5 protein-coding genes are annotated in these 12191 nt (G+C 71.0%); 3 read left to right on the top strand and 2 right to left on the bottom strand.

Going from position 1 to position 12191, the window contains the following annotated elements:
* Positions 1–89: 89 nt before the first annotated feature.
* Positions 90–3107, bottom strand: a complete 3018-nt coding sequence (locus tag LNW73_RS25780; RefSeq protein WP_250991534.1) for a helicase-related protein — start codon at positions 3105–3107, stop codon at positions 90–92.
* Complete coding sequence (locus tag LNW73_RS25775; RefSeq protein WP_250991533.1) at positions 3104–8386, bottom strand: DEAD/DEAH box helicase; 5283 nt, start codon at positions 8384–8386, stop codon at positions 3104–3106. The genes LNW73_RS25780 and LNW73_RS25775 overlap by 4 nt, the downstream gene beginning before the upstream one ends.
* A gap of 283 nt (positions 8387–8669) precedes the next feature.
* Here LNW73_RS25775 and LNW73_RS25770 point away from each other — a divergent pair, with 283 nt between their 5' ends.
* From LNW73_RS25770 to LNW73_RS25760, 3 genes are read left to right on the top strand one after another with little or no spacing between them, the layout of a single operon-like run.
* On the top strand, positions 8670–10193 hold the full coding sequence (locus tag LNW73_RS25770; RefSeq protein WP_250991532.1) for a TldD/PmbA family protein: 1524 nt from the start codon (positions 8670–8672) through the stop codon (positions 10191–10193).
* Positions 10190–11584, top strand: a complete 1395-nt coding sequence (locus tag LNW73_RS25765; protein ID WP_250991531.1) for a metallopeptidase TldD-related protein — start codon at positions 10190–10192, stop codon at positions 11582–11584. The genes LNW73_RS25770 and LNW73_RS25765 overlap by 4 nt, the downstream gene beginning before the upstream one ends.
* 26 nt (positions 11585–11610) lie before the next feature.
* Positions 11611–12162: an RNA 2'-phosphotransferase gene (locus LNW73_RS25760; RefSeq protein WP_250991530.1), complete on the top strand. Its 552-nt coding sequence runs from the start codon at positions 11611–11613 to the stop codon at positions 12160–12162.
* Positions 12163–12191 lie beyond the last annotated feature (29 nt).

The following is a 12191-nucleotide window of genomic DNA, read 5'->3' as shown; positions in this document are numbered from 1 at the left end:
GCGGATGGCGCTGATGAGGGCGGCCGAGAGCAGGCCGCCTTCGATGCGGACTGCGGCGCTGGCCGGGAGGCGGTCAGGTGCGAGGGTGGTCACCGAGCGACTCCGGGGGCGGGGAGGTAGACGTACAGGCCGAGTACATCGGGCAGGTCCGGCAGGTCCGGTTGGCCGGGCGGGCCTGCGGGGGTGACGGTGATGCGGCGGGCGGCGGCGGCGCCTGCGGCCCGGCCGCGCTCACCGGCGTGCTGGCGGACGCGCTGGTGGGCGGCTGCGAGGCGGTCGGCGAGTTCGCGGCCGTGTGCCCGGAGGTGATCGGTGATATCAGGAAGTTCGCCGAGAGCGAGGTCGATGTGCTGGGTGCGCAGGCTCGCGTTCGCGTTCTTCTCCACGGTGGCCGCCAGCAGCCGGGTGATCTCGTCGTCGGTGAGCCAACTGGAGGTTCCGTCCGCGGGGTCGGCGCGCCAGGCCAGCAGGCGGGCGTCCTCGGCGACGAGTTCGCGGCCGGCGCGGCCGGCCCGGCCGGGGATGCTGAGCTGCATCCGATAGCGGGCGAGGAGCAGGACCGTACGTGCGGTTGCCGCCGTGGTTCTGATCACGCCGAGGCGGTGGGCGGGGCGGTCGCGGTCGGACACCTTGGGATCGAGGGCCGCGTCCAGGATGTGGCGGGCGATGGCTCGTACGCCGGGGTCGGTGCGGGCCAGGGTGTGTTCTCCGGGGGCGACGGGCAGGTCGGCGCGGAAGACGAGCTGCCGGGGATCGGTCGCGGACCGGCGACCCTTGGCCTTCGCGGTACGGGCGGTCCGCTGGCCGGCGCCGGGGGCGGTAACCTGCTCCTCGTCCTCGAAAACTCCCAGGGCGTGCTGAAGTCCCTTGGGCAGCGGGGCAGCCGGGGCGGTGAAACCGCCGGTGCGGGTGTCCGGACGGACGGGCGAGCCGAGAGCGGCGAGGGCCCCGCGGGCGAAGGCGGCGACGTCGCCGGGCTCGCCCAGGGCCTGGCGGAGTTCGGCGAGCTCACGCTCCACGTCCTCGGGGCGCATGCCGGCCTGGGCGAACTTGGTAAGGACCTTTGATTCGCGTTCCGCGGCGCTGTCCCACTCCTTGTGGAGCTTGTCGCGGGCAGCGCCGATCGCGGCGTCGCCACCGAGGTCGAGGTCGAGGGAAAGCTGTTCGGAGCCTGCGATGTCCTTGCCGCGCAGCAGCAGACTGCGGGAGAGGGCCTGCAGGACGTCCTCGCCTGCTTTCGGGAGGGGGACGACGACTCCGGTCTGGTCGGCGATGTCCTGGTGCTTGCGGATGAGAACTTCCAGCACCAGACCGTCGATGCCGGTATCGGTGTCGTAGAGCGTCACCGCCCGTACCGTGTCCCGCGACTGGCCGAAACGGTCGACGCGGCCTTCGCGCTGTTCGTGGCGGGTGGGATTCCAGGACAGGTCGTAGTGGACGACTCCGCCGAAGTGCTCCTGGAGGTTGACACCTTCGGAAAGGCAGTCGGTGGCGACCAGGACATGGCGTCCGCGCTTGGCGGTCAGCTTGTCGATCTCGGTCTGCCGGGCCTCGGGGTGCAGGGTGCCGGTGACGGCGGCGACATGGGCGGAGCGGCCGAGTTCCGTGGTGAGGTGATCGGCCACGTACTCGGCGGTGGGGATGTAGCGGCAGAAGACGATCGGGTCGTATCCGTCGACAAGCAGCGCCTTCACCTGGTCGGTGAGGGCGCGCAGTTTGGCGTCGTGCGCGGGACCGGAGAGGGCTCCGGCCCGCTTGGCGAAGTCGTTCAGCCGGCGGATATCGCGGGCGGCGCCGGGGGTTTGCGCTTCGTCGAGGTGGGCGCCGGGGACGGTGTCGACGCCCTCCTCGGGCTCGCCGTCGGTGAGTTCGAGGACGGACTCGCGGCCCAGGCGGTCGGCCTCCTCCTGGGACTTGGCAGCGGTGATCCTGGCCCGGACGGTGAGGGTGGCCTGCGCCGCGTCCGGGGAGGAGAGCACGCAGCGCAGCAGGGCCAGCACCGACCACCAGCTCATCCGCTGCCGCAGCGCGCCGCCGGAACGGCGCACCTGCTCGCGGGAGTAGGCGAGGATGTCCGCGACGAAGCGGGCGTATTCCTCGTCGAGCCGGTAGGGGTTGTCGGCGAGCTTGCGGTCGCGCGGGAAGGGGGTGTCCTGGCCGAAGAAGGTACGGATGTCCCCTCGGCGGCGCTGCACCATATGGCGGGCGAGGCTGTCGCGGTGGGCGGGCAGGCCCGGGTCGAGCCCTTTGAGTTCCGGGGAGAGCAGCCCGGTGAGTTTCGCGAAGGCGACCGGGTCGCCGCTGTGCGGGGTGGCGGTGACCAGGATCAGATGGCGTCGGCTGTCGGCTGCGAGTTGGGACAGCAGCTCGTACCGCAGTTGGTGCCCGGTGCCGGCCCCGACGCAGGTGTGTGCCTCGTCGACGATGAGCAGATCCGGACAGGTGCGCAGGAACGCCTCGCGGCGGTCCTGTTGCTTGATGAAGTCGGTGGAGACGACGGTGCACCGGTAGTGGTCGAAGATGGTGCGGCCGTCGGTCCCGACACTCTTCTGCAGCCGGTCGGCCGTGGAGGGCAGGACAAGTTCCGCCTCCAAGCCGAACTTCTCGCGGAGCTCGCGTTGCCACTGCTCCGCAAGAGCCGGCGAACACAGCACCGTCATCCGGTCGGCAGAGCCCTGCTCGAGGAGTTCCTTGGCGATCAAGGCGGCCTCAACCGTCTTGCCGATGCCTACGTCGTCGGCGATCAGCAGCCGTACGGTGTCCATCCGCAGCGCCATCATCAGCGGCACCAGCTGGTACTGCCGGGGCTGGACGGCGATCCCGGCGAGGCTGCGGAAAGGCCCGGCGGAGGAATCCGCCGCGATCCGCAGGGCGGTGCGCAACAGCCCGGCGGAGGTGAAGTCGCCGACCTCGTCCTTGCCCCGGACGGGCCAGCCGAAGCCAGGGTCACCGATCTCGTCCGGAAAGAGCCCGGCGGTGAACTCGACATCGCCGTCCAGTGGACGGGCGATGACCAGCTCCTCGGAGGTACCGGGCAGTACGACCCAGTCACGGCCGCGGGCGGACACCAGTGTTCCGACGGTGCGGGGGGCGGGAGGCCGGGTCATCGGGCACCGTGCCCGGTGCCGAAGACGTCAGGATGGCTGCGCACGGTTTCTTCCCAGTCCTTTTCGCTGTCGCTTGCGATTCTGATCACGAGCCAGCCCGAATTCATCAGACGGAATCCGGCTCGCTCATCATGCTGCAGGCCGTGGGCGCCCGAGATATCCAGGAAGACCGCCGCCTCCGCGCCGGGCAGATAGTAGATGAAGTCGGGCACCACGCCGGTGTCCGCCGCTTCGGCCGAAGCGGCGTCGGGGAGCCGGTGCCCGGTCTCGCGCAGCCACCGCACGAAAGCCCCGCCCGCCGGATGTCCGGCCCGCACGGTGAGTTCGGCGGCGGCACGCTGCGGATCGGCGGCGACCGGGTGGTCGGAAGTGGTGCGGGACGCGGCGAGACGCCGCAGGACCTCGACTGCGGCGTGCCGGTCGATACGGGTGTGGTAGCGCTGATTGGTGTAGGAAAGCAGGCAGTCGTAGCAGCCCAGCTCGCATCGTTCGTGAGCGCCCTCGGCGCGGTCCCTGTCCTCGTTGGTATCGGGGTCCCAGTGGATGATCTCCAGGGCAGTACGCGCGACAGTGGCGAGTGCGTGCTCGTCGTCGTGCAGCAGCCGCAGCACGCCCGCGCCGCCCTCCGCACCTTCGACGAAGAGCATCCGGGCCCGGCCTTCGTCGTCAGGCAGGTCCTCGCTGCTCAGCTCGGAGTCCTCCAGCTGGTAGTGAGCCTCGATGCCCCTCTCCAGGGCGTAGCGGACGGTGACGGCGGTGATCTCGTCAACGGGCTCGGCGAGCCGGAAAACGGCGATGTTCTTGTGGTCCTCGACGTACGGGATGACCTGCAGGGGGCGCTCCGCGCTGGAAATGGGGCTGAGCGCCTCATCCTCGGAGGTGGTTTCGGCCAGGGCCTCGGCGCGGCCCGCGCCGAGCCACTTGCCTTCGACGGGATTGAGCCAGAAGCCGGTGTCCGCGCTGTGCTTGCGCTTGCGGTAGCCGAGGTTGACCACCCGTACGGCCGCGGTATCGCCGTAGATGATGCGGGCGGTGGGACCGGTGGTGTCCGCTGCGGTCGCGCCGAGTTCACCGGGGCGGTGGCCGGTGCCGCCGTTGAAGCGGTAGAAGGTGCGCAGTTCGAAGCCGGACTTCAAGCGCTCCTCCTCGTCCGAGGAGATGCGGCGGCGGGGGGAGGCGTAGACGGTGCTCAGGTGCATCAGCCGGCTGAGGATGCGGGTGAGCGGCGTACCGCAGCTGTCGCAGAGGTCGGCGCCGTGCCGACGGTCGTGCCAGTAGCCGCAGCTTCCGCACACCTTGATGTCGGTGGTGGCGACCTGGCCGGGGGTGGATCCGTACGGAACCTGGACCCGGTCCACGGCGTAGCGGTGACCCTCGTGGTAGATGAGGGCGCCAGGCCCGAATTCACCGATGGCGATGAACCGGGGGCGCTGGATATAGGTGCCGTTCTTCTGGCCCAGCCTGCCTTCGGCCCGCTGGCCGGGGATGTAGGCGGCGAGCGGGAGGCGGGGGAAGGAGTAACCGGGAAGGAAACCTTCGGAGGCGAAGTAGCGGTAGGTGTAGAAATCGCTGAAGGCGCCCTCACCGCTCTCCTCGTTGCGCAGCAACTGTTGCTGGTGCTCGGCCTCGGCACGGCGGAAGCCGGCCCGGCGGCGCTTCTTCGGATCCACCGACAGGTCATTCACGATGCGGTGCTGCTGGTCCGCTTCGGCGAGGGCTGCGCGGTAGAGGCGGCGCCAGCGTTCGCAGTCGCTGTCGAGACGGCCGAGGGCGCCCCGTACGGTGTCCTCGATCCAACTGTCGTGCCACCATCTGGTGCGCTCCGCCAGCTCGGGGACGAGCGGCGCGAGCACCTCGGTGGCACGGACGATGGCACGGCGGCGGGCGGCCTCGTCGTCGAGGTCCGCTCGCATCCTGCGGGTCAGAGCGAGCGGCACCTGCTCACCGGGGGCGGGGGCGGGGGTCTCGGCGTCGATGAGCCCGGTGAGCCGCGGGCCGAGGGCGACTCCGGTCTCGGCGAGCCAGATGGCGCGCACGTGGGAACTCAGCAGCTCCTCGTTACCGAGGTCGAGACGGGGCGGGGTGACGCTGCCGGAGACCATCAGTTGGGGGCGGCGGAAGTAGTACTGATCGTGGGCGCTGCCGGTGGAGCAGTAGGTGGTCACCAGCGCGGGCTGGCCGGAGCGGCCAGCCCGGCCGGAGCGCTGGGCGTAGTTGGCTGGGGTCGGCGGGACATTGCGCATGCCGACGGCGTTGAGGGTGGCGATGTCGACGCCGAGTTCCATGGTCGGCGAGCAGTACATGAGCTGCAGTTCGCCGTCGCGGAAGGCCTTCTCGCGTTTCTCCCGCAGATCGGCCGGGACCTGGGCGGTGTGCTCGCGGGCGACCAGTCCGCTGAGCCCGGACGCCGTGACCCGGTACAGGTCTCGGAAGTACGTGTTGACGCGGGGCTCGGAGCCCGGGTCGTTGACCTTGCGCAGCGGGTCGGGCTCGGGGTGCACTCCGTCACCGGGCAGCCAGCACAGGGCCGCCGTGCTCACCTGGTAGCCGAGCGAGCCGTCCCGCTCCTCGCGAGCGACGCGGACGAGCCCTTCCGTTTCCAGCACCTTCAGCAGACTGCGGATCACCGCGTCGGCGTCCGCAACGGACATGCGTTTTCCGGCGAGGGCGGGCAGGGCCGCGAACTGGCCGGGACGGCGCAGGTAACGTCCGTACGCGCCGAGTCCGCTCAGGTGGACCGTCTCGTCGGAAGGCCGTACGCCCTTGGGGCTGGGACCCGCGAAGACCACCCGGGAGGAGACCCGGGGTTCGCGGGACGGGATGGCCCACACACCGAGCAGGTGCGCGTCGGAGATCCGGACCAGTTGATCGAAGCCGTCCACGGTGAGCAGCGACTCGTCGACAGCCAGTGAGCGGCGGAGTTCGTCCAGGAGGGTACGGGCCAGCTCCTCCCGGTGGGCGGAGGTATCGGCGGCGAGCGCCCAGTGTGCGCCCTGCCAGCACTGCGGGTCCTCGGCGATCTCATGGAGGGCGGTGTAGCCGAAGCGCAGCAGCCCGGTCTGGGAGAGGTTGGGCATGGTGATGCGCCAGCCGCGTTCCAGGTCGGCATAGACGCGGTAGGCGAGAACGGACCGCAGAGCGGACTGGGCCAGGTCCCGCTGGAGGTGCCGGGCTTCGGGGTTGCGGGCGAATGCGTCCAGGGGCAGGCCGAGCGCACCGGCCACCGCCTCGGGGAGGGCATCATGGCGCAGCCCCCCTGGGCCGGCCGCGGCAAGGGCCCGGTAGAGCGCGCCTCGTACCTGTGTGACCTGCGCGAAGTCGTTGAAGTGGCCGGCCTGGAGGCTGGCGTCCTGACGGTTGTCGACAAATGTGAGGAGTTTGCGGGCCCGGTCGTCGAGCTCCGTGTCGCCGCGCAGGGAGCGCACGATACTGGCGCTGATCAGGGAAACGGCGGAGCTCCGGCCCTCGGCGGAGAAGGTCGCCAGTTTCACGAAGTCGCTGACGCGCAACTGCTCGTACGAGACCCGGCAGCGCAGACAGAAACGGAAGGGGGCGGCGATCCACCAGGCTCGCAGCCCCTGGCCGGAAGCCGGGTCCTGGATCCGGCCGTCGGGGGCGACCCGGATCTCGCGGGGCAGGTCCTGTGCGCGGGCTTTGACGACGGCCCGCCGGTCGCGGTCGCCGGTCTCGACCCAGCTGTCGGGCAGCCTGCCGTAGATCTCCTCGGGGTCGGACGGCCAGGGGCGCTCCTGGCCGGCGTACAGATAACCGTCGCCGTCCTCGGCCGGGGCATCCGGATCCCGGCGGGCGGTCAACCGGTCGCCGTCCGCGTCCCGTTCACGGGTGACGACCAGGTACTCATGTCCGCAGTCGCGGCAGAACGCGAGGGGGATCAGCGGCTTCTCCCGCGCCTCGGGAACGCTCACCTGGTACTGACTGGTGAGGTAGCGCTCTCCGGGGGGCTCGAAGCTCGTATAGACGGTGTCGCCCTTGGAAAGGAACTGATGCAGCCGAAAGGCGAAGAGCGGGCGGCCATGGTCGGGGTGTGTCACGGCCGCACCCGCTCTGAGCATCGCCTCGATGGCCGGGCCACAGTCCTCCGCCGGCACGCCGCTGTCTGCGGCCAGAGCCCCGGCCGCCTCCGGGACGGTGATCGGGACGCGGCGTACCAGTCGGTCGGTGCCCTGCTCGCGCTGGAGGCCGAAGGAGTCCTCGATCCATACGGCGAGGGGGTCCTCGGACAGCGCGCGATAGCCGCTAGGCAGTCGTGGAGGCCGCTCGCCGGCCTGGCGGACGGCATCGGCCAGGGCTTCGCGGCGGGCTCGCGACGGCAGGTCCGGGCCGGGGACGGTGGACCGCTCCAGGGTCTCGCCGATCACCATCTCCGGCGGAACAGGGGCGCCGAAGAGCTGGGTGGCGATCTTGGAAATCGCGGTCCGCGCTTCCTCAAAGGTGCGGGCGGTGGCCATCGTCGCCGAGGTCCCGATGCACTGCAGCCCGGGGGACTCACAGGCATCGCGCAGCCGGCGCACCAGCAGCGCGACGTCCGCGCCCTGCCGTCCGCGATAGGTGTGCAGCTCGTCGAGAGCCAGGAAGCGCAGGCCGCGGGCCGCTCCGATGAGCTCGTGGCGTTCCTCGGGGCGGGTCAGGAGGTATTCGAGCATGACGTAGTTGGTCAACAGGATGTCCGGCTTGGCGCGCAGTACCGCGCTCTTCTGGTCGGACTTCTCCTGGCCGGTGTAGCGGGCGAAGGTGACCCGCCGCTCCTCCTCCGGAATGCCCCATTCCAGGTAGCGTTCCAATTCATGGACCTGGCTGTTGGCCAGGGCGTTCATCGGGTAGACGACGATCGCCGAGATGCCGTCCGGGTTGGGGTTCTTCAGTACGGCATCGACGATCGGCAGGATGTAGGCGAGGCTCTTGCCCGAACCGGTGCCGGTTGTCAGGACGTACGAGCCGTGCGAAGCGGCCGCGTCGAGCGCCTCCCGCTGGTGACGGTAGAGCGTGAGAGAGCGGGTGCCCGGGTCGGTCGCGTGCTCCTTCCGACGGAAGTAGCGGGCGCACTCGCGGTCCAGGACTCCGTCGTCGGCGAGCTGGGCGACCGTGCCGCCACCGCGGAAACTCGGGTTCAGAGAGATCCGGGGGTCGGGCCACCGCGTCTTACGTTCCCGTTCGCCCTCCAGATGCCGCTGGATCTCGGGGCTCCTCACCCCTACCAAGGAACTGGTGAAAGCGTCGTAGTCGGCGATGAGCTGCTGATGAACCCCGAAAACATCCACGGTGAAGGCAATCTCCCCTTACGTACCACGTGATGCCGGCCTCGCCACCCACCCCCGGGCCGCCGGTGGCGATCAGCCTACCGGGACCGGGGGGAGCCGGGCATCGAACGCGTCTGTCGGCCACGCCGGGACCCGGCACACAGGTGACCGCGCTCCGAACTGCCGTCACGTCCCGTACCGGCTGTCGGGAAAGGCGTGGCCGTCCGGGCTGTCCGAGCGGCATGATTCACTGCGCAGACCTGTCGCATCAGACCTGTCGAACCGGGCGAAGGAGAAGGCCGCTGTGCCTCACGAGGTCGATCAGTCATTCCTGGCGCTGCCGCTGCGGGCGCTGGCCGACGCGGCACTCGCCCGCGCCAGGGCGCTCGGAGCCGAGCACGCGGACTTCCGCTTCGAACGGATCCGCAGCGCCGCGTACCGGCTGCGGGACGCCAGGCCGTCCGGCACGTCGGACACCACGGACACCGGATACGCGGTCCGGGTCGTGCACGGCGGCGCCTGGGGCTTCGCGTCCGGCGTCGATCTGACGATGGACGCGGCGGCGCGGGTCGCCGGCCAGGCGGTCGCCATGGCGAAGCTGTCGGCGAAGGTGATCGCCGCCGCCGGATCCGACGAACGGGTCGAGCTGGCGGACGAGCCGGTGCACGCGGAGAAGGTGTGGGTCTCCGAGTACGGGACCAACCCCTTCGACGTCCCGGACGCGGAGAAGACGGCGCTGCTCGCCGAGTGGAGCAGCCGGCTGCTCGCCGCGAAGGGCGTCGCGCACGCGGACGCGTCCCTGATGACCGTTCAGGAGAACAAGTTCTACGCGGACACCTCGGGTACCAGCACCACGCAGCAGCGGGTGCGGCTGCACCCGCAGCTCACCGCGGTCGCGGTGGACCCCGGCAGCGGTGACTTCGACTCCATGCGCACCCTGGCCCCGCCGGTCGGCCGCGGCTGGGAGTACCTGACGGGCACCGGCTGGGACTGGGACGCCGAACTCGCGGAGATCCCGGAGCTGCTGGCCGAGAAGATGCTCGCGCCGACCGTGGAGGCCGGTTCGTACGACGTCGTCGTCGACCCGTCCAACCTGTGGCTGACGATCCACGAGTCGATCGGCCACGCCACCGAGCTGGACCGGGCGCTGGGCTACGAGGCGGCCTACGCGGGCACCTCCTTCGCGACCTTCGACCAGCTGGGCACGCTGAAGTACGGCTCCGCGCTGCTGAACGTCACCGGGGACCGCACCGCGGAGCACGGCCTCGCGACGATCGGCTACGACGACGAGGGCGTCGCCGGGCAGACCTGGGACCTGGTCAAGGACGGCACCCTGGTCGGCTACCAGCTGGACCGCCGGATCGCGAAGCTCACCGGCTTCGAACGGTCCAACGGCTGCGCGTACGCCGACTCCCCCGGCCATGTGCCGGTGCAGCGGATGGCGAACGTGTCGCTCCAGCCGGCGCCGGACGGACCGTCGACGCGGGAGCTGATCGGCGGCGTCGAGCGCGGGATCTACATCGTCGGCGACCGCTCCTGGTCCATCGACATGCAGCGCTACAACTTCCAGTTCACCGGCCAGCGGTTCTTCCGGATCGAGAACGGCCGGCTCGCGGGCCAGCTCAAGGACGTCGCCTACCAGGCCACGACCACCGACTTCTGGGGCTCGATGGAAGCCGTCGGCGGCCCGCAGACGTATGTGCTCGGCGGCGCCTTCAACTGCGGCAAGGCCCAGCCCGGCCAGGTCGCGGCGGTCAGCCACGGCTGCCCGTCCGCGCTGTTCCGCGGTGTCAACATCCTGAACACGACCCAGGAGGCCGGCCGATGAGCCCCCGCAGCACCGCTCCGCACGAGATCGTCGAGCGCGCCCTGGCACTGTCCCGCGCCGACGGCTGCGTCGTCATCGCGGACGAGGAGTCCAGCGCCAACCTGCGCTGGGCGGGCAACGCGCTGACCACCAACGGCGTCACCCGGGGCCGCACCCTCACCGTCATCGCGACGGTGAACGGCTCGCAGGGCGCCGCCTCCGGTGTGGTGTCCCGCTCCGCGGTGACCGCCGACGACCTGGAGCCGCTGGTCCGGGCCGCGGAGGAGGCGGCCCGCGCCGCGGGACCGGCCGAGGACGCGCAGCCGCTCGTCGAGGGGACCGCGCACTCCGCCGCCTTCACCGAGCCGCCCGCCGAGACCTCCTCCGAGGTCTTCGGGTCGTTCGCACCGGCGCTGGGCGAGTCCTTCGCCACCGCGCGGGCCGGCGGACGGCAGCTGTACGGCTTCGCCTTCCACTCGGTGACCTCCAGCTACCTCGGCAGTTCCACCGGGCTGCGGCTGCGGCACGACCAGCCGACCGGCACCATGGAGCTCAACGCCAAGTCGCCGGACCGCTCCCGGTCCGCCTGGGCCGGGGCCTCGACCCGGGACTTCAAGGACATCGACGTGGCGGCGCTCGACGCGGAGCTCGCACAGCGGCTCGCCTGGGCGGAACGCCGGATCGAGCTGCCCGTCGGCCGCTACGAGACGCTGCTGCCGCCGACCGCCGTCGCGGACCTGGCGATCTACCAGCTGTGGTCGTCCGGCGCCCGGGACGCGGCCGAGGGCCGCACCGTGTTCAGCAAGCCCGGCGGCGGCACCCGGGTCGGGGAGAAGCTCTCCGACCTGCCGCTGACGCTGCGCAGCGACCCGCAGGCACCCGGTCTGGAGTCGGCACCGTTCGTCATCGCGCACGCCTCGGGCGACGACACCTCGGTGTTCGACAACGGCCTGCCGGTCGGTCCGGTGGACTGGATCCGGGACGGGGTGCTCAACCGGCTGCCCACCACCCGGCACAGCGCGGGCCTCACCGGCCTGCCGGTGACCCCGGCCGGCGACAACCTGATCCTGGACGGCGGCGGCACGAAGTCGCTGGAGGAGATGGTCGCGGCCACCGATCGCGGGCTGCTGCTCACCTGCCTGTGGTACATCCGCGAGGTCGATCCGGCGACGCTGCTGCTCACCGGCCTCACCCGGGACGGGGTCTATCTCGTCGAGAACGGCGAGGTGACGGGCGCGGTGAACAACTTCCGGTTCAACGAGTCGCCGGTGGACCTGCTCGGCCGGGTCGCCGAGACCGGCCGCACCGAGCGGACGCTGCCGCGCGAGTGGAGCGACTACTTCACGCGGGCCGCGGCACCGGCCATGCGGATCCCGGACTTCAACATGAGTTCGGTCAGCCAGGGCGTCTGACCGGCCCTGCCAGGAGGATGACGACGGTGGACGAGAAGCGGACGGTCAAGGTCTCGAAGTTCCTGGCCCTGGTGCTGCGGCACGATCCGGGAGCGGTCGGGGTGACCCTCGACGAGGGCGGCTGGGTGGCGGTGGACGAACTGATCGCCGCCTGCGACCGGGCGGGCCGCCGCTTCTCGCGCGCCGAGCTGGACCATGTCGTCGCGACGAACAACAAGAAGCGCAACGAGTACTCGCCGGACGGCGGGCGCATCCGGGCCAGCCAGGGGCACTCGGTCACGGTGGACCTCGGACTGGCGGCCGCGCCGCCGCCCGACGTGCTGTTCCACGGCACCGCGACGACGACGCTGCCGCTGATCCTCCGGGACGGGCTGCTGCCGATGTCCCGTCAGGACGTCCATCTGTCGGCGGACGTGGAGACGGCCGTGCGCGTGGGTGCACGGCACGGCCGTCCGGTGGTGCTGGAGGTGGACGCTGCCGGGCTGGCCGCCGAGGGCCATGTGTTCCGGGTCAGCGCCAACGGCGTGTGGCTGACCGACCGGGTTCCGCCGGCGCGGCTGCGACAGCGCCCGGTCTGAGTCGCCAGGTCCGAGTCGTCAGGTCCGAG

It is taken from the genome of Streptomyces sp. RKAG337, assembly GCF_023701715.1.
GTDB lineage: Bacteria > Actinomycetota > Actinomycetes > Streptomycetales > Streptomycetaceae > Actinacidiphila.
This window is presented reverse-complemented; position numbering and strand designations above follow the sequence as displayed.